Here is an 18,746-nt window from a genome sequence, read left to right as displayed (position 1 = left end):
ATGCTGCAGGTCTTGATTTCTCGAGAGAATTTTTCCAACTGGGCCAAAATCCGATCATTGGAGATCAATGGCTTACAACGAAATATCCAACCGCGAGAGCGCATCGTGGTCGGCGATCCTAGCCTGAAGCCTCGATCGTTTCGAGTCATTGGAACCTATCGCCTTTCCGCACACCGACCAGACCTGCGCCACCTCATCCAATCTTGCGCGTAGGATTGTTCGTGAGCCGAGGCCCTGCCGCAACTGTATGGTCAGCTATCCGCCGATTTCCTCAATGAATCGCCCGGCGCGCTGGACGATAAGGTCCCTATCATAGTCGAGAGTTGCAACATGATAGGAGTCATTCAGCCACAGCAGCCTGACGTCATCGGACCCAACGCTCTCGAGAATTCTTTGTCCATTTCGCGGCGGCACCACATGGTCTTCGCGGGAGTGCATCGCCAACACCGGGCAAGTTATCTTGGAAAGAATTGCCGAAGTCGCGGCGACCAAGACAAACACCTCGCGTGCGCAGCTGACGGGCAGCTCCGAATAGGCGAGCTCCGACACCCCTGGATCCTTTATATCCGAACCTATCCCCGGGACCCGTGCTGGAGCCGACTTGTTCAGGACTAACTCCGCGAGCGGCGGTTCGAAAATGCCGACTGGGCTGTTTATGGGAATAATGCCGCGAACGATCGTGGAAAAGCGTGCAGCCAGGTTGAGCGCCAGCGTCCCGCCCATGGATAGGCCTGCGACGAAAACAGGCCTGCCGCCTGCGGCTAGTCCATGGAGCGCCTCTTCGCACGAAGAGATCCAGTCGTGTAAGCCGGTCGTTGCCATGTCATCGGGTGTCGTGCCGTGTCCAGCCAGGCGGGGACCACGGACCGTAAACCCATAGCGCCGGTGCAGCTCCTGCCCAAAATAGCGCATACTCTGCGTAGTGCCCGTGAAACCATGCAGGACGAGCACGGCAATGTCATTGCCATTGAAAAAGAACGGCTCAGCTTCCTGCATCACGTGCGGCATGCGTCTCTCCATCTTCACCAGCTTCAGTCGGGATTTCTTCGTGTGGCGGCAAGGGCAATGATCGCTCCCTGCAACATCAATTTCCCCGGCTCGCCAACGCCAAGGCTCGTAAGCAGATTGAAGCTGAACGTGAGCATGAAAGCGGCAACAGCGGGCCCGAGCGAACCTCCCTTGCCCGAGCCAAAGGTGACGCCACCGAGAATAACCGCAACGAGCGAAGTCAAGGGCAGGTCACGACCGATATCCAGGCTGCCGGCCCCAACAAAGCCAACGAGCACGAATCCGCTGAAAACCGCAAGAATGCTCGACAGAATGTGCGCAACCGTCACGATACGAACATAGGGAATGCCTGATATCAAAGCCGCCCGTGGGTTAGCGCCGATTGCGTCGACATAGCGCCCGAAGACTGACATGCGAAGGAATAGCGCGACGGGAAGGAATATCGCGAGCCAGAAAAGCGGCGAGATCGGTACGATGCCTATTCTCGTCTGCCCCAGATAACGCAGGATGGCTGGAGCTTCCCCGGGCGCACGTAGCTGGCTGAGCGAAAATACGACACCACTTAAAATCAGGGCGGTCGCCAGAGTCACGATGACGGATGATGCTTTGATGCGCGTGATGAAGAATGCATTTGCGGCGCCGACGGCTGCTCCGAAGAGCACGCAGATGATCAGCAGCACCGGTTCGGGTAACCTCAGGATGCCACTGGTGAGGATGTAGCTGACTGCGAGAATGACACCGCCGACCGAAAGATCGAGTGAAAGAACCCTCATGCAAAGCGATTGGCCAAGGACGGCGATGGCCAACGGCGCCGCCTGGCGGACGATGAGCAAGAGCAGCACAGGTGAGACGAGGGCTGGCCTCGCCACATAGGCAAACGCCAACAACGCGGCTGTTCCGGCGTAAGCAAGCGGAACGCTCAGGAGCACGCGCACGATGCTGCGGGGATGAACCGCCCGGCGGAACGAATTGGTCGTCATATCGCTCATACGCCGATCACGGTTCGGCGCTGCATGCTGATTGCGACAAGCAGCAATAGTCCCGTTGCGGCGGTACGCAGGAATGGGGAAATCCCGACGAGATTCATTCCGTTCGTCAACAGGCCTAACGTGATGGTGCCGAGGACCACACCTGCAACGCTGCCGGTACCCCCGGCCAACTGCACTCCCCCCATCGCTATCGCGGTGACCGAATCCAGGGCGAATGGAGAGCCGACCGTGGCATCTCCCGACGAGACTCGGGCGCTGATGAAAATGCCCGCTGTTGTCGCGGCCACAGAGCAGATCACGTAACAGCTGACGCTGTACCATTTCACCGCGATTCCGTTGCGGGCAGCGCTCGCCTGATTGGCGCCAATCGCAAACAGGCGCAATCCGAAGCGCGTCATCGACAACAGGAAGGATGCGATCATGACCGCACCAACACACCAGAAAAACGCGGCCGGAACACCTGCGGCCGAGGTCCATGCAAGGCCGGCAAGATAGTCGGGGACCGTTCCGCCGGGTACGGGATGGATCAGCAGCGCCAGTCCCTGCAGAAAGGTCATCGACGCCATCGTCATGATGAGCGGATGTACGCCGGCAACGGTGACCCCGATTCCATTGACAAGGCCGATCGCGATGCCGGCGAGCAAGGCGGCCGGGAGCGCGAACTCCGGGCTGACCGAGACAATGATCGTTGTCGTCAGACTGAGAGCTGCCCCCACGGAGAGATCGATCCCTCCGATCAGGGCCACGAAGAGCTGCCCTAGTGAGACGATCAGTAGCCCGGCTATCTGGCTGTTGATGTTGCTCAGATTCTGCACTCCCAGGAAAGCCGGGGACAGAATCGAAAGCGCCACGAAAAGCAATGCCAGCAGCGCGATGGTGGCAAGCCGGAGCCCGCTTCGATTGGACTTCGCAATTGAAACGGCCATCACAGCTCTTTCCTTGCCTCTGCTATCGACCCGGCCAGCGCGTAGCGCATGATCGCCTCCTCGCTCGCCCCGGCACCATCAAGCTCGGCCGTGATTTCGCCGTCGCGAACGACGAGGATCCGGTCGCACAGGCCCAGAATCTCCGTCAGTTCACTTGAGACAATGAGGACCGCGCCGCCTGAATTGGCGAATTCGCGCAGGAGTGCGTAGATTTCGGATTTGGCGCCGACGTCCACGCCCCGCGTCGGCTCCTCGATCAGAAGGACGTCTACTCCGGAGGCGAGCCATCGCCCCAACATCACCTTCTGCTGGTTACCGCCAGACAGAGAGGAAACGGGCTGGCCTTGGTCATTGGCGCGAACTCTCATCCGCAACAACAGGGCATCGATTGCTGACTTCCTCACATGAGCGCGGCGCCACATCGCCAGCTGCCGCAGCATTCCAAGTGCGACATTCTGCGCTATGGAAAGTGATAAATAGAGCCCTTCCGACTTTCGGTCTTCCGGAATGAACCCGATGCCCGAACGAGCAACGGCGACGATCGACAGATCTAGGCTCTGCAATGCGTCGTCGGCACTGCTCTTTTTGACGCGCCCGCGGACGTGAGGTCTCACCCCGGCAACCGCCCTGACGATCTCACGCTGCCCCTGACCCTGCAGCCCTGCAAATCCGAGAATCTCGCCACGGTCGATCCTGAACGAGACGGCGTGTTCGGCATCTGAAGGTACAAGCTCCGAGACTTCCAAGGCACAGCCGAGTTGGCCCGGGTGCGGATTGCGCGGAGGAAACAGCTGCCCAAGCGGGCGACCGACCATGAGCGATATCAGCTCGTCCTGCGTCAGTTCGCTTGTCTCAAATGTCCCAACGAGTCTGCCGTCCTTCAGGACGCTGACGGCCTCACTGAATCGGAATATCTCCTCGAGCCTGTGGCTTATGTAGAAAATCAGCTTGCCGGCTGTCTTTAGCGAACGGATCAGTTCCCCAAGCGTGTCGACTTCCGGTGCGTTCAATGCCGCGGTCGGTTCATCGAGAATGAATATGTCGGCATCTGCTATCAATCCCTTCGCGATCTCGATGAGCTGCTGCTCCGCCACCGAAAGCGCTCGGCAGTACGTGTTCGCGTCCACGCGACATTTGACCAACTCAAGGGCCTGCTCGGCGCGGCGGCGCATGAGGGACCGATCGATAATTCCCGTTCGATGCGGCTCCCGACCGAGAAACAGGTTTTCGGCGACCGTCAGGTTGGGAAGGATGGTCAGCTCCTGGAATATCGTGGATATGCCCGCGTTTTGCGCTTGGGCTGGGCTTTCGAGCCTGAGGGCTTGCCCGCGAACTCTAATCTCGCCCGAGTCAGGTTGATGAACACCTGCGAGCAGATTCATGAGGGTTGATTTTCCGGCACCGTTCTCGCCAGTGATCGCATGCACCGATCCCGCAGATCCTTTCAAAGAGAGGTCAACAAGAGCCCGGGTCGATCCGAAGCTCTTGTTGATGGAGCGGAACGCGACGAGCGCGTTTGCGGGAGAAGAGAGCGCCATTGGCGTATCCATCGCGCTCGCGTGATCTTACTTCTTGAACATTTTTTCGATTTCAGCGGCGGGCAGCTCGGACGGCATCCAGAAGGCATCATTCAGATCCGGCCGATAATATTTATCGAGGTTTGCGTTCGTAATGGGTGCGGGATCCGAGAAGTAGTGGTCATACAAGGACTTGCCCTGTAAAATCGCAACAGTCGCGCGCAATGCAGCAGGACCGAGTTCCGGCGTGAACACCGCGGCCACGCTGTCCAACTTCGACTCCTTCCAAGCGCGCAAGAAGCCGTTATTGCCTTCGCCTGTCATCGGCACAAGGGGCCTGCCGGCTTCCTTGAAGACGTCGATGCAACCGCGGGTCATTTCGGCGCCGGAGAACCAGATGCCATCCACCGGCTTACCCGAGAGCACGAGATTTTCGCAAAGCCCCTTGGCCTTGGCATAGTTCCAGTCGGCAAAGACTTCCGCGCCTATGGTGATCTCCGAACCTGCAATCGCCTTCTTGAATCCTTCATAGCGATCCGTCTCCTCCTGAACGCCGGCGACCCCACGGAACGCCCAGACCGTGCCCTTGCCGCCAAGCTTGTCCCTGAGCCATTTCCCACCAACCTCGCCGAACGGGCCGCCACCGCCCATGACCTCGACGGTGCTCGGGAGCGCGCCCTTGCTCCATCCCAGGTTGATCACCGGAATGCCCGCTGCCAGGGCTGCATCGACCTGCTTCTTCAGGAGAGGCATCGCGATGGGCGCAATGATGATCGCGTCCACTTTGCGCGAGATCATGTCCTCCATATTCGCGACCTGCTTTGTCGGATCCCAATTGGCCTCCGTAAAGATGAACTCCTTGATCTCCGGAGTGCGTGCTGCCTCAGATTTGGTTTCTGCGGCCATCTGAATAATCCACGTGTTTCCAACTCCGGGAAACACCATTCCGATCGTCCAAGGCGGCGCCTTTTTGTACTTATCCGGCGGAGTCTTCTTGTCGGTTGTCGGCGCGAGCAATTCCGGGGGTAACAGCTGGACGTCGTCTCCGGCAACGGCCGGGGCGATCGAGAACGCCGCGACAAACGCGATCAGGGAAACTCCGAAAAATCCCGTTACTGCTTTCATTTGGTCCTCCTCCCATGGCACTTCAGGGGCACTCATACGTGCCTCGTTGCGTGCAGCGTCGCTTTGGCGTCCCTGCACAGCGGTACTGCTGCTGCTTGTTCTTCAGATTAGTCGGGCGGTGTTGTGATCGTCGCTCGGCCGCCCATGCCGCGCTCGGCTTTGATCAGGCCGGATTGTGAGCCACACGATCAAAAGCCTGCAGGCGCTTCTTCACGTCATTCATGCCGTCTCCTCCCGCCATGTGTTGGACCTTGCCAATCCAATCACTTGACCAAATCGTATGATTGGATCAATCTGGAGTCAACCGGCTTTCGTATGACAGCTCAAACCGTGCGGCTCAAAGGTCGGGGGTCAGCGTTTTCTTCATGCTCGACGCGTCGAGCTTGCAGCCAGGCTTGAGGGCAACGGCTCCCGGCTCAGATGGAATGGACTATCTGTGTCGTCGTCCATCGCGGGACTGGCAGCGCCCGCCGCCTCAGCGTCGATCGATTCAGTCGGCCACGAGACAGCGGGAGTGCAGATCGAGGCGGGCCATTAACCGAGGCGCGCACCGCCTAGATCATGGAGTAAGGGAGCGGAATATTGCCGCCCATAGACCCAAAACAACTTGATTTGTTGGTACTGCAAAGCAACATAAACGACATGAATCAGCGAGTGATACAGAAGAGTTTCGCGCGGCCGAACAGTGACGGCCGCCGCGAGCAGATCATTGACGCGGCGCTCAAGGTGATGATCAGCGACGGTGTCTACCACGCCACAACACGCAAGATCGCCGAAGCTGCGGGCGTCAACGTGGCAACTCTTCACTATCACTTCCATGACAAGGAGGAGATCCTCTTCAAGGTGATGGAGGTTCTCGTCGCCAATTATCGCTCGACCCTCGCCAAGCAATTCGCAGCACCGCAGAAACTCCACGATCGAATCGCGGATCTTCTGCAGTTCATCTGGAGCGAAATCAGGAAAGCTCCAGGCGAACAGCTCGCCCTGCAGGAAATGACGCTCTATGTGCTTCGCCGTCCGCATGCGGAGCACATGGCGCGAGAGAAGGACCACGAATTCCTATTGCTCTACGCAGATTGGTTGCGTGCGGCCACGGATGTACACCCCGAGGACGAATCCCGGATCATGGAGCTCGCCAACTTCATCTACACGAGCTTCGTTGGCATGCTCAACCAATGGTTGGCGGTACAGGACGCCGACCTATTCGCACAGGCAATGGAGAATCTGATCCGAGCCGGTCAGGAACTGGCTGCGAGAAGCCTTCCGAAACGATCTCTCAAGCGAGGTCGAGCCTGAGATCTGGTCCACGGCCACTGGGTAGCTTCGTAAAAGTTGAACTGCCGGTCGTACCGACGCGTGGTCAGCACTCAAGTGCCATGGCTAGAGCGGCACGATGTCGACATGCAGGACGGCGGCGCGTCCTGCAGCGACTGCGCAGAGACAGCGCGTGATTGCATCATCGAGCCCATCCGGATCACTGACCCGTTCACCATGAGCACCGAACGCACGGGCGATGTGCGAGGCCGTGGACGGCGGTCTTGCCGCCGTAAAGAACGGCCAGGTCCATGCGGCCATTCATGACGAGCTCGGAAAGCGTAGTGCCATAGGTCTCGTTCAAATAGAGCAGAATGCCGGGGTGCCGCGCCCACACCGCGCGCAGCAGCGGCAGGGCCAGTCCTGCCGCGGCAGTCCCTGGCGCGAGTCCCACGGCCACAGCGCCGGAGATGTTCTTCGCGGCCGCATTCATGTCGGCGAGCGCCTGGTCGCATTGCCGGAGGATGAGCTGGGCGTGGCGATATAGCACCTTGCCGGCCTCGGTCGGCACGACGCCGCTCTTGGTGCGCACCAGAAGCTGCTGACGCACCTCGCCTTCCAAAGTCGCGAGTTGCTGACTGAGCGCCGGCTGCGCCACATGCAGAACATCGGCGGCTTGCGTCAGACTCCCGACGTCGACGATTTTCACGAAATACTGCAGTCGCCTGAGATTCATGTCGTCTCCTCAGACTACCTTCTGCTCCGGACCGGGAGAAGAGTATCCATAAGATATGCCTATCAGGCCAGATTGAACTCGTGTTGGCCAGCGCCCGGCTCTGCCTCTAGCGTCGCACCTCGCTTAGCTAGGGTCAATCTCTATGAACCATCCTCGCATTTCCGCGCGCGTGAGGCGCATCAAGCCTTCGCCGAGTTCGGCGGCAGCCGATCGGGCAACGGCGCTGAAACGGGAAGGCAAGAACATCGTCAGCCTCGTCGTTGGCGAGCCGGATTTCGATACGCCTGCGAACATTCGCGCCGCGGCCTCAAAGGCAATGGACAAGGGCGCAACCCGATACACGATGCTGGCCGGTTCCGTCGATTTGCGCCAGGCGATCGCCGCGAAACTGAAGCGCGAGAATAATCTCGTCTACTCACCTTCCGACATCATCGTCACCAACGGTTGCAAGAGCGGCATCTACAGCGCGCTGGAGGCGACGATCGAGGCCGGCGACGAAGTGATCATCCCGGCACCCTACTGGGTGTCGTACCCCGATATGGTGATCGCCTGCGACGGCGTTCCAAAGATTGTCGCGTGCCCGGAAAGTCAAGGCTTCAAGATCTCGCCGGCGCAGCTCGAAGCTGCAATCACGGACAAGACGCGATGGCTGATCATTAACTCGCCGTCGAATCCGACAGGCGCAAGCTACTCAGCGGCGGAATATCGCAAGCTGGCCGACGTCCTCGCACGGCATCCCCACATGCTGGTCATGACCGATGATATCTATGAACACATCCGCTTCGACGGTCGCGCAACGCCGCATTTGCTGAACGCTGCGCCTGAACTGGCGGACCGCGTGCTTGCGGTCAACGGCGTGTCGAAGACCTACGCGATGACCGGCTGGCGGATCGGCTGGATCGCCGGGCCCTCCGACCTCATCGGTGCGCTGAACACGCTGCTGTCGCAGGCAGCCGGCAACGCTTGCTCGATCAGCCAAGCCGCTGCTGTCGAAGCGCTCAACGGCGATCAGAGCTTCGTTTCCGAAAGCGTCGCGATGTACCGTACCCGCCGCGACCGCATGCTGACGCGCATCAACCAGATCGAGGGCTTGAGCTGCCTGCCGCCCGACGGGGCGTTCTACCTCTACGTCAATTGCGCTGCCTTGATCGGTCGAAACACTCCGGCGGGTGCGCGCCTCGAAACCGACGGCGACGTCGCCATGTACCTGCTCGAAAGCGTTGGCGTTGCCGTGGTCCAAGGCAGCGCCTATGGGTTGTCGCCATACTTCCGCATCTCGATCGCCGCCTCGCTCGATGTGCTCGACGACGGCACCAACCGCATCGCTCACGCTGTTTCCGAACTCCGCTAACACCCCGATCGAAAGCATTTCATGTCAAACACCGGCATTGTAAAGAACCCCTCGGCTCCGCAAGTCGATCCCGCGGTAATCACAAAACTGCAGGCTATCCCGGTCGCCCTGCTCAGCGATCAGTTGCACCGCAATTGCGGCAGCATCGGGCTGATCCCCTATCACGCGCCGGCGCCGATGGTGGGCACTGCCGTGACGGTGAAGACGCGCGGCGGCGACAACCTCGCCATCCTGCGCGCCTACGACTTCTGTCGTCCCGGCGACGTGATGGTTGTCGATGCCGGCGGTGATATCTCCAACGCACTGGTCGGCGGCATCATGACACTCGGCGCGGCCTCGCTCGGGCTTGCCGGCATGGTGCTCGACGGCGCCATTCGCGACGTTGCGGAAATCCGTCAGCGCACTTTTCCCGTGTACGCTCGCGGCGTCACCCATCGTGGTCCCTACAAAGATGGGCCTGGAGCGATCAACGTCCCGATCACCGTCGGCGGCATGCCCGTGAACGCGGGCGACATCATCGTAGGGGATCAGGACGGCCTTCTCGCTTTCCCACCGTCCCTGGCTGCAACGGTCATCGAGAAAGCATTGGCTCAGGAGCAAAAGGAGCACGGCACCATCCACGCAATCCGTGAGGGCCGATGGGATCGCGCCTTCGTCGATGCGCTCGAGGCACGTTGCGCGAACTGAGCACCACAAGCCGTTGCACCTTCCCAGCAGGGCACCATTCGAGCCGTTGCTTTGAGTCCCCTTCGCGTTACCAGTTGGAATCTGCTCACATTATACATGATGAGATTCTTGTTGATCTCATCAAAGGTGGTTCGCTTTGTGTCGACGGCAGCCTTGTTGAGCAAGGGCCCGTCCGTGTTCCGGAATCGCGTTCACTCCCCGTTGTCAGATTGGCCCCTCACCGTCGGTAACGGGCGAGGTAACTACCAGAAATACCAGGTCCGTTAGGCCGGAATTCGAGATCGCGTGATCGACGCCGGGCGGCAAGAAGATCACGTCGTGCTTGCGCACGACATGATTTTTGCCGGCGATCTCCATCAGTCCCTCGCCATCGAGCACGTGATAGACCTGCTCCTGCACCTTGTGATGATGCCGCGCTACATAGGCCATCGGTTGGTACATTGAGATGCGGTAATCGATGCGGCGCGAGCCCGCGGTCTCCGGCATCACCAGCGGTTTCGACAGCGCTCCGCCAAAATGGTTGGGAAACTCGCGCCAGGGCACTTCCGCGATGTTGCGGATGAAGGCGCCGCTGCTGTCTTCGGCCATGTTCCTTCTCCCTAATTCACCAGCGCGCCGCCATCGATATAGACGATCGAGCCCGTTGCGAAGCCGTTCGCCATGAAGCTCGCAATCTGCCGGGCAATGTCCTCGGCCATTCCGACGCGGCCAACCGGAAGCGCGGCCGCTGTCTTGGCCAGCATCTCCTTCCGGGCCGCCTCCGGCATTGCAGCCCGGATCGGGGTATCGATCACACCCGGCGAGACTGCGTTGACGCGCACCGGCGCAAGCTCAAGCGCCAGGGCACGGGCCAGCGACTCCAGCGCGCCATTGGCCGCGCTGATGATCGCCGAGTTCGGGCGCGGCCGGACGCTCAGAAAACCGGTCACCAGCGTCAGGGAACCAGCCGGCCGGATCTCGGCCTCGCGCGCGACGCGCCAGGCGCCCCAGAATTTTCCTTCCATGGTCGCGCGCACATCCTCCATCGCGACCGTCTTGAACGGTCCGGTACGGAGCTGCGCGGCCGTCAGCACGACGTGATCGACGGGGCCCGTGCGCTTGAACAGCTCGGCCACGCTTTGATCGCTGGTAACATCGGTCAGGATCGCCGTCACCCTCAGCCGCTCGGCGACCGGATCAAGCTTCGCGGCGCTGCGCGAGGCAACGATGACTTCCGCGCCTTCCCTCTTTACAAGCTCCGCCGTAGCGAGGCCGATGCCTGAGGATCCGCCGATCACGACGACCTTCTTGCCTGCGAGCGTCATTCCCATCTCCCGATATTTTATTGATTGCTTTGCGAACCAAGCTCAGCCCGGCTGAAAGCGCGTGCCGATGCCCGCTTTGCTCTGGCCGAGGCCCGGCAATTCCCAGACACCGGCGCCAGCAGGATTGACGTCGGCGGCGATGTCGACATCGATCAGATAGGGCCGGTTTGCGGCGATTCCCTTGCGAATGGCCTCGCCTATGTCGGCAGCGCGATCAACCCGTACGCCTTCGACGCCGCAGGAGCGTGCCATCGCGGCAAAATCCGGATTGTAGCGCTCGCCAGTCTCCGGATGCTTGAAGTCGGTTGCCAGTTCGCGCCCGCCGAGATAGCCGCGCTGAAGCCCGCGGATCGAGGCATAGGCGTAATTGTTCCAGACCACCCAGACTACAGGCAGATTGTATTCGACCGCCGTTCCCAGCACGTTGGCATGCATGAAGAAGGCGCCGTCGCCGCAGACAGACACGCAGGGACGATCGGGCGCCGCGAACTTCGCGCCCATCACGCCGGCGACGCCAAAGCCCATCGGGCCAAAGCCCATCGAACCGATCAACGAATCCGGCCGCTTCGGCTTGCAGAATCCAAGCAGCCAGTTGTGATGCACTCCGATGTCGGAAACGAGGATGGCATCCTCCGGCAGCGCCTTGTCAATCTCGGCCGCCGCGCGCTGCGGGTTGATTGGCGTGGTGTCGTCGGAGAACCCGGGCGCGACGAACTTGTCCCACTCCTTGCGATAGCCGTCGATCTGTGCCAGCCACTTTTTGCGCGCATCCGCCTTCTTGAAAAGATTGTCGCGGCGATCGAGCTCGGCATGCACCTGCCGCAGGAAGGTACGGACATCGGCCATGAGCCCGAGCGCGACAGGATAATTGCGACCGATCTCTTCGGGATCGATGTCGACGTGGATCAATCGCGTCGGCGGGATCGTGAAGGAATAGCCGGGAATCCACGAGCTCGAGGTGCGATCGTCGAAGCGGACGCCGAGTGCGAGCAGCACGTCGGCCTGCCGTGTCGCGTGATTGGCCTGGTAATGCCCGGCGCGGGCGACGAGGCCGAGCGCGAGCGGATGATTGACGTCGAGCGCACCGAGGCCGCTCGCGGACGCGGCTACGGGAATCTGGAGCCGCTCGGCCAGCCTGCGCAACTCCTCCGCCGCGCCGCCATAGCGCACGCCCTGCCCCACCAGCATGACCGGCCGCTCAGCGGTCAGCAGCATATCGACCGCCTTCTCGACGCCTTCCGGATCGGCGCCGCAGCGGCTGGAGATGTTGGCGTTCCACTCGATCGCTTTTGGCGCTTCTTCAGCTGCTGATTCCATGAAGACGTCGAAGGGCACGTCGACCACAACGGGGCCCGGACGTCCTGTGATCATGGTCTTCCAAGCTTGTCGCACCGCCAGCGGCACCATTTCGCCGCGGGTTGGCTGGAACACCTTCTTGCAGATCGTCTTCACGGTGGAAGGAAAGTCGGCCTGGTAGTGCCGGTACATCTCCTGGAACGCACCGCGATTGAACTGGCTGGTCGGCACGTTGCCGGTGATCGCCATGAACGGCACGGAATCGAGGAAGGCGTTTGCGAGCGAAATCGGCAGGTTCGCCGAGCCCGGCCCGCAGGATGTGAAGGTCGCGGTTGGCCGGCCGGAGACGCGATAATAAACGTCGGCCATGAAGCCGGCGACGCTCTCGTGGTGCACGGAGATCGTCTTGATGTCGGATGAGCGCTCGTACAGCGCGTCGATGAACTGGATGTTGCCGTGGCCGCACAGCCCGAACACCTGCGGCACCTTCTCCTGGATCAGATAATCGACAATGACCTGGGCGCCATTGAGCATATTTCGCGACATCAACCGGTCTCCCTCTCGGCCCGTCGACTTCTTGTGTACCGATGCGGAGAACGCGGCCGGTCATCATGGGGCCGCGGGCAGCCTATTTCTCATAATGCTATACGTCAATTTATATTGTGATAGGCTATTCATCGAGGAAGCGCGAAGCTCCGCGCCGACGACCGCGCCGGTTGCGTGCTACTGTCGCAGGAACGGAGCCAAGACGACTCACCAGAGGGAGCTCAGTCCTTGAGATCGCGTATCAAGCCAACGACCGGCGAGAAGCCCGCAAGCCCGCGCAAGGCCGCGATTGCCAAGCTGGTCCCCGCCCCCAAAGCGGATGGCGACGGCGAGGCCGAGGACAAGCAGCGTGCCGGTGGCGTTCAATCGCTAGGCCGCGCCTTCTCGATCCTCGAAGAGGTGGCGCGGCATCGCGAAGGAATTGGGCTTGCAGAGCTGAGCAAGCTGGTCGGCCTGCACAACTCCACCACCTTTCATCTCGCCAAGACGCTGGTGTCGCTCGGCTACCTCCGCCAGGAGAAAGACAACAAGCGCTACCGCATCGGTCGTCCCTTGTTTGCGCTCGCAGCATCCGCGCTTGACGAGATCGAGATGGTCAATGTCGCAATGCCCGTGCTGGAGGAGCTATCACGTCAGACCGGCGAAAGCGGGCATTTTGCCGTGCGGATGGGCGATGCGGTGGTTGTCATCGCGCGCACCAGCGGCCCCGGCGCGTTCCAGCTTGCCGATCGTGTCGGCGTGGTCCGGCCCGCCCATTGCACCGCGCTCGGCAAGATCATTCTGGCCTCGCTCCGCCCCGAGCAGCTCAAGCGCTTTATCGATCGCGTGGAACTGAAACCGTCGACACCGAAATCAATCAGCGACGTCGGAGCACTGATGCGCGAGATTGCCGAAGTGCAGCGCACCGGCGTTGCCTTCGACGACGGCGAGTTCAACCCGGAAGTGCGCTGCGTCGCCGTGCCCGTGACCGATTTCACCGGGCAGGTCATCGGCGCGCTCGGCATATCCGGCCCGATCTGGCGCCTCTCCAACCAGGCGCTGCACGCCGGCGCGCAAATCGTGCAGGCCGCGGCCGACCGCCTCTCAGCCGAATTCGGCGCCAAGGATCAAGCGCACAAGGCGTTCACGAAAAAGGCCTGAGACGCGCACAAGCGGCGATTTTGCCGGTTGACACCGGCAATGGCGTTCGGGATTATCCTCCCGCATTAGAAAAAGGTCTCTCACAATACCGGATACCCGGTTTTGAAGGGAGGCGCGCGATGCACCCGGGAGGAGATAGAGATGATCCGCACGAACCGACGGACATTGCTAAGGACGGGCGCTGCCTTTGCAGGCGCCGCCACACTTGGGTTTCCCGCAATCGTGCGGGCCGAGGCCGAGAAGATCCGGATCGGGCACCTGACGCCGCTCACCGGATTCCTCGGCGTGATCGGCAGCTACGCGCAGCTAGGAGTGAAGCTCGCGGCGGAAGAGATCAACGCGTCCGGCGGCATCCTGGGCAAGCCAATCGACCTCCTCTCGGAAGACTCGATCAACCCCGCGACCGCCGCGACCAAGGCGCAGCGCATGCTGGAGCAGGACGGTGCGGTGGTCTTGCTGGGGGAGATTTCGTCCGCATCCTCGCTGACCATCATGCAGGTGGCCGAGCGCAACAAGAAGGTGTTCTTCTCGACCGGCGCGCGCTCGGACGCGCTGCGGGGCAAGAGCTGCAACAAATACTCGTTCCACTGCGACATCCCGAACACCGTGATGGTGAACGCGGTCGGCACGGCCCTGTCGCAACAGGGCATGGTGAAGGGAAAGAAGTTCTTCACACTCACGGCGGACTATATTTTCGGGCACGATCTTCTGAAGGCTGCAAAGATATTCTTCAGTACGCACGATGCGAACTTGATCGGCGACGAGCTGATCGCGACGGATGTCACCGATTTCAGCCCGTATCTGCTGAAAGTACGGCAGGCCAAACCCGACGTGGTCTGCTGCAATCTCGCCGGCAACCAGGTGACGAACCTCGTCAAGCAATATGCCGAGTTCGGCTTCCCTTACCCGCTGGTCGGATTCAATCTCAACACCGGCGATGCCTGGGCCGCGGGCGCGGGTAATCTCAGCGGCACCTGGCCGACGGTCTGGTATCACACGCTCGACAATCCGGCGTCGAAGGCCTTCGTCGCTTCCTTCACCAAGAAGTACGGCAAGCCGCCGGAGAACCATGCCTGGATCGACTACATCACGCTCAAGCTGCTGGCGGAAGCGATCAACTCGACAAAGTCGACCGCGAGCGACGAGCTGATCGCCTATTTCGAGAAGCAGGCGCAGTTCGACATCGGCAAGGCGCGCAAGGCCTACTTCCGCTCCTGGGATCACCAGCTGGTGCAGGAGGCCTATCCGTTCACGGTCAAGCCGAAAGACCAGATGAAGGACCAGTGGGACATGCTGGTGCTGGGCGATGCGGTTCCGGCGGCCAACGATCCGCTGGAGACGATCTACCCGACGAAGGAACAGAACCCCTGCGAGATGAAGGCCTGACGCGCCCGCGCGCGGCAAGGACGCAACATGCAGTTCGAGTTCTTGCTGGAACAGGTGGTGAATGGCCTCGTGCTCGGAGGCTATTACTTGCTCATCGCGCTGGGGCTGTCGCTGATCTTCTCCGTTGGCGGCATCGTCAACCTCGCGCATGGCGCCTTCTATGCGCTCGGCGCTTACATCTGCGTCGAGCTGACGAAGCGTCTCGGCTTCGGTCCCTCCTTAGCGATCTCGCCGCTCGCGGTCGCCCTGCTCGGCATTCTCTTTGAACGCTTCATCCTGCGCCGCTTCTACACGGCCGACCCGATTCTCAGCCTGCTCGTAACCTTCGGCCTTGCGATGGTCGCGGAACAGGCGATCCGCATGATCTGGGGCGCGGCGCCCGTCTCGACCGAGATCCCGCAGGGCTTTCGCGGCTCGGTGATCGTCGGCGACTTCCTGTTCTCGCGCTATCGGCTGCTGATCCTCGGCGTAGTTGCGGCGATCATGGTCGGCGTCTGGCTGCTGTTGCACAAGACTTCGTTCGGACGTGTCGTGCGCGCCGGCATCCAGCGGCCGGACATGGTCGCGGCGCTCGGCATTCGCCTTCAGCCCTACATGACCGCGATCGTGATGCTCGGCGTCGGGCTTGCCGCGCTCGGCGGCGCGTTCTTCGCGCCGATCACGACGGTACACCCTGCGATGGGCGCCGAGATCATGACCATAGCCTTTGTCGTCGTCGTGATCGGCGGGCTCGGCAGTTTCTGGGGCGTGCTCATCGCCGCGCTCCTCGTCGGCGTCGTGCGCGGTATCGCCATCCACTTTGAGCCGGCCGCGGGTGAAGCCTCGATCTACATCCTGATGTTCCTGGTGCTGTTGGTGCGGCCGCGGGGGCTGCTCGGCGAACGCATCGAGAAGTTCGAATGAGGAATGCCTCGACCATCGACCGGCTGAGGCCGCTGCTGATCGCGACCGCCGCGGTCATCGCGCTGCCGTTCCTGCTGCGCGCGCTCGACCTGTCACTCAACACCGGTACCTGGATGCTTGGCCTCGCCGTCGCCACGATGGGGCTCAATCTCTGCATCGGCTATACCGGCCTCGTCTCGTTCGGCCACAGTGCCTGGTTCGGCGTCGGCGCCTATGCGGCCGGGTTGATTCAGTTGCGTTTCTTCCCCGGCGAGATCTGGCTGCCGCTGTTGGGATCGATGGTCGTCGTCGCCATCGCATCCACCGTGACGGGCGTCCTGATCCTGCGCCGGCGTGGCGTCTATTTCTCGCTGCTGACGCTGGCGCTCGCAGCGCTCGTCTACACCACCGCCTTCCGCTGGACGAGCCTTACCGGCGGCGAGGACGGGCTCGGCGGGCTGCAGCGCGGCGGCATCGGACCAGTCGGCTTTGACAGCGCGCTCAACTACTACATCGTGGTCGCGGCAACCGGCCTCGCGGTGCTCTACGTCCTGATGCGTCTGGTGCGCTCGCCGTTCGGGCATGTGCTGGTTGCGATCCGCGAGAACCAGTTGCGCGCGAACTTTCAAGGCTATCCCGTCGAGCATTACAAGCTCGTGGTGTTTGTCGTCTCGGCGGTCGTCACGGGCCTCGCTGGTGCGCTAATCGCGTTCTTGAACTATCTGGTCTCCGCCGAAGCCGTCTCGGTACCGTTCGCCGGAGAGCTGTTGGCGATGGTCGTGATCGGCGGCATGCGTAGCCTGCTCGGCCCCGCGCTCGGCGCTGTGTTCTTCATCCTGTTCCGAGAATTGTTCTCGATCTGGACGTCGGACTGGCTGTTCTGGTTCGGCCTCACCTTCGTGGCCTTCGTGATGTATTCGCCCGGCGGCCTCGTCGGCATCGGCGCGTTGATCATGCGACGCGTGCGTCCGCCTGCCGAGGAGACGGCCGCGATGAGCCGACGCAAGATCTATGACGGCCTGCCGCTGCCCGACTTCCTGCGGCCGGATACGTTGACGGGAACGGTGCTGGAGGTCAGCCACGTCTCGCGAAAGTTCGGCGGCATCCGCGCCGTGGAGAATGCCAGCCTCAAAGTCGCCGCCGGCGAAATCCACGCACTGATTGGGCCGAACGGCGCCGGCAAGACGACGCTGTTCAACCTGGTCTCCGGGCTTTACGCACCGGACCAGGGCACGATTCGTCTTCAGGGGCGCGACATCGCCGGGGTGCCAGCGAACCTTATCTGTCATCAGGGGCTGGCGCGCTCGTTTCAGATCACCAATCTGTTCCGCGGGCTCTCGATCTACGAAAACCTTCGCCTGTCGCTGCAAGCACGGCGCGCCATGCAGTTTGACATCTGGAACGATGTCGATGCCTACGGGGATATTCACGCGGAGACCGCGGCGCTGGTCAAATTCCTCGGCCTCGAAGGCATCGAAGAGATCGAGGGCGGCGAGCTCTCTTACGGCGGGCAGCGGCTGGTTGATCTCGGCATCGCGCTCGGCTCGAAGCCGCAGGTGTTGCTGCTCGACGAACCGCTCGCCGGCCTTGCCGCAGCCGAACGCGAGCGGGTGTCGAACCTCGTCAAGAACATCGCAGCTAACATCCCCGTGCTGATCGTCGAGCACGACATCGATCGTGTGCTCGGCTTCTCGCAGGTGGTCACCGTGATGAACCAGGGCGAGGTCCTGATGTCCGACTGCCCCGGCGCGGTCAGGGCCGATCGGCGGGTGCAGGAGATCTATACCGGCAAGGGCATTCCAGCCGTCGAACATCGGCGCGGTGACCCGCCTGACAGCGACCGCGCAACCGTGCTGCGGCTCGATCGCGTCAACACGTTCTACGGCAAGAGCCACATCCTCAACGACGCTGCGCTCGACGTGCGCGAAGGCGAGATCGTCGCACTGCTCGGGCGCAATGGCGCGGGCAAATCAACGCTCCTGAAGACCATTGCCGGCCTCGTGCCGGCGGCGACCGGTAGCATCGCCTATCGTGGCGACGACATTGCCAGCCTCCCCGCACCTGACATCGCCCGTCGCGGCGTCGGCTATGTACCGCAGGGGCGCGGCCTGTTCGCCGGCATGACGGTGCGCGAAAACCTCGCGCTTGGGCGCCTCGCGCGCAAAACCGACGGCAGTGATGGCGTGGTCTGGGACGAAGAGCAGATCCTGCAGTATTTCCCACGTCTCAAGGAGCGGATGAATATTGGAGCCGACTATCTCTCCGGCGGCGAGCAGCAGATGGTCGCGGTCGCCCGTGCGATGTCCGGCAATGTGCGCCTGCTGCTGCTCGACGAGCCGTTCGAGGGGCTAGCCCCTGCGGTGACGCTGGAGCTGTTCAAAGTTTTCGACCAGCTCCGCCGACAGATGTCGATTGTGATCGTCGAGCACAATCTCGATCTCGTGCTCGCACTAGCCGACCGCGTCTTCGCGCTGGAACACGGCGCGGTGTTCCACCAGGGCCCCGCTGCGCCGCTGCTCACCGATCTGAGCTACCGCAAGCAAATCCTGTGGCTGTGAGGGCTTACTCCTAGTTGACTTCGACACTAATTGCCGCTGCG

General features: G+C 61.6%; 16 protein-coding genes. 7 read left to right on the top strand and 9 right to left on the bottom strand.

All coding sequences use genetic code 11. From position 1 onward, the window contains the following. Positions 1-255: 255 nt before the first annotated feature. The 5 genes from XI06_RS09695 to XI06_RS09675 are packed head-to-tail and all read right to left on the bottom strand — an operon-like array spanning position 256 to position 5,565. Positions 256-1,008, bottom strand: a complete 753-nt coding sequence (locus XI06_RS09695) for an alpha/beta hydrolase (RefSeq protein ID WP_271605162.1) — start codon at positions 1,006-1,008, stop codon at positions 256-258. Positions 1,009-1,031: 23 nt separating this feature from the next. Next, positions 1,032-1,997: an ABC transporter permease gene (locus tag XI06_RS09690; RefSeq protein ID WP_271605161.1), complete on the bottom strand. Its 966-nt coding sequence runs from the start codon at positions 1,995-1,997 to the stop codon at positions 1,032-1,034. Continuing rightward, a complete protein-coding gene (locus XI06_RS09685; protein WP_271605160.1) occupies positions 1,994-2,923 on the bottom strand; it encodes an ABC transporter permease in 930 nt (309 codons plus the stop codon). The genes XI06_RS09690 and XI06_RS09685 overlap by 4 nt, the downstream gene beginning before the upstream one ends. Continuing rightward, complete coding sequence (locus XI06_RS09680) at positions 2,923-4,461, bottom strand: sugar ABC transporter ATP-binding protein (RefSeq protein WP_271605159.1); 1,539 nt, start codon at positions 4,459-4,461, stop codon at positions 2,923-2,925. Before XI06_RS09680 ends, XI06_RS09685 begins: the two co-directional genes overlap by 1 nt. A gap of 27 nt (positions 4,462-4,488) precedes the next feature. Continuing rightward, a complete protein-coding gene (locus tag XI06_RS09675; RefSeq protein WP_271605158.1) occupies positions 4,489-5,565 on the bottom strand; it encodes an ABC transporter substrate-binding protein in 1,077 nt (358 codons plus the stop codon). A 582-nt stretch (positions 5,566-6,147) separates the two neighbouring features. Between XI06_RS09675 and XI06_RS09670 the strand changes: the two genes are divergently transcribed. Next, entirely contained in the window at positions 6,148-6,861 is a 714-nt protein-coding gene (locus XI06_RS09670) for a TetR/AcrR family transcriptional regulator (RefSeq protein WP_271605157.1), read from the top strand. A 190-nt stretch (positions 6,862-7,051) separates the two neighbouring features. Here the strand turns inward: XI06_RS09670 and XI06_RS09665 are convergent, their stop codons facing one another. After that, entirely contained in the window at positions 7,052-7,555 is a 504-nt protein-coding gene (locus tag XI06_RS09665; RefSeq protein ID WP_271605156.1) for a LysR family transcriptional regulator, read from the bottom strand. A 142-nt stretch (positions 7,556-7,697) separates the two neighbouring features. Between XI06_RS09665 and XI06_RS09660 the strand changes: the two genes are divergently transcribed. Next, positions 7,698-8,906, top strand: coding sequence for an aspartate transaminase (locus XI06_RS09660; RefSeq protein ID WP_271605155.1), 1,209 nt, complete (start codon positions 7,698-7,700; stop codon positions 8,904-8,906). Between the two features lie 21 nt (positions 8,907-8,927). Then, a complete protein-coding gene (locus XI06_RS09655; RefSeq protein WP_271605154.1) occupies positions 8,928-9,593 on the top strand; it encodes an RraA family protein in 666 nt (221 codons plus the stop codon). A 204-nt stretch (positions 9,594-9,797) separates the two neighbouring features. Here XI06_RS09655 and XI06_RS09650 read toward each other — a convergent pair whose 3' ends face one another. Genes XI06_RS09650 through XI06_RS09640 form a run of 3 tightly spaced genes read right to left on the bottom strand, consistent with a single transcriptional unit; the run spans position 9,798 to position 12,739 of the window. Continuing rightward, positions 9,798-10,181, bottom strand: coding sequence for a cupin domain-containing protein (locus tag XI06_RS09650; protein WP_271605153.1), 384 nt, complete (start codon positions 10,179-10,181; stop codon positions 9,798-9,800). Positions 10,182-10,192: 11 nt separating this feature from the next. Then, on the bottom strand, positions 10,193-10,897 hold the full coding sequence (locus XI06_RS09645; protein WP_271605152.1) for an SDR family oxidoreductase: 705 nt from the start codon (positions 10,895-10,897) through the stop codon (positions 10,193-10,195). A 42-nt stretch (positions 10,898-10,939) separates the two neighbouring features. After that, positions 10,940-12,739, bottom strand: a complete 1,800-nt coding sequence (locus XI06_RS09640) for a thiamine pyrophosphate-binding protein (RefSeq protein ID WP_271605151.1) — start codon at positions 12,737-12,739, stop codon at positions 10,940-10,942. Between the two features lie 228 nt (positions 12,740-12,967). Between XI06_RS09640 and XI06_RS09635 the strand changes: the two genes are divergently transcribed. The 4 genes from XI06_RS09635 to XI06_RS09620 all read left to right on the top strand — a co-directional run bounded on the left by XI06_RS09635 (position 12,968) and on the right by XI06_RS09620 (position 18,705). Then, positions 12,968-13,879 carry an IclR family transcriptional regulator gene (locus tag XI06_RS09635; protein WP_237858873.1) on the top strand — a complete coding sequence of 304 codons (912 nt, stop codon included), beginning with the start codon at positions 12,968-12,970 and terminating at the stop codon, positions 13,877-13,879. A gap of 141 nt (positions 13,880-14,020) precedes the next feature. Then, positions 14,021-15,265 carry an ABC transporter substrate-binding protein gene (locus XI06_RS09630; RefSeq protein ID WP_237858874.1) on the top strand — a complete coding sequence of 415 codons (1,245 nt, stop codon included), beginning with the start codon at positions 14,021-14,023 and terminating at the stop codon, positions 15,263-15,265. Between the two features lie 27 nt (positions 15,266-15,292). Beyond that, positions 15,293-16,168: a branched-chain amino acid ABC transporter permease gene (locus XI06_RS09625; RefSeq protein ID WP_237858875.1), complete on the top strand. Its 876-nt coding sequence runs from the start codon at positions 15,293-15,295 to the stop codon at positions 16,166-16,168. Continuing rightward, positions 16,165-18,705 carry a branched-chain amino acid ABC transporter ATP-binding protein/permease gene (locus tag XI06_RS09620; protein WP_271605150.1) on the top strand — a complete coding sequence of 847 codons (2,541 nt, stop codon included), beginning with the start codon at positions 16,165-16,167 and terminating at the stop codon, positions 18,703-18,705. The genes XI06_RS09625 and XI06_RS09620 overlap by 4 nt, the downstream gene beginning before the upstream one ends. Positions 18,706-18,746 lie beyond the last annotated feature (41 nt).

This window comes from Bradyrhizobium sp. CCBAU 11434 (genome assembly GCF_028128895.1).
Classification (GTDB): domain Bacteria; phylum Pseudomonadota; class Alphaproteobacteria; order Rhizobiales; family Xanthobacteraceae; genus Bradyrhizobium; species Bradyrhizobium zhengyangense.
The sequence above is the reverse complement of the archived record's forward strand: the minus strand, read 5'-3'. Positions and strand labels throughout refer to the sequence as shown.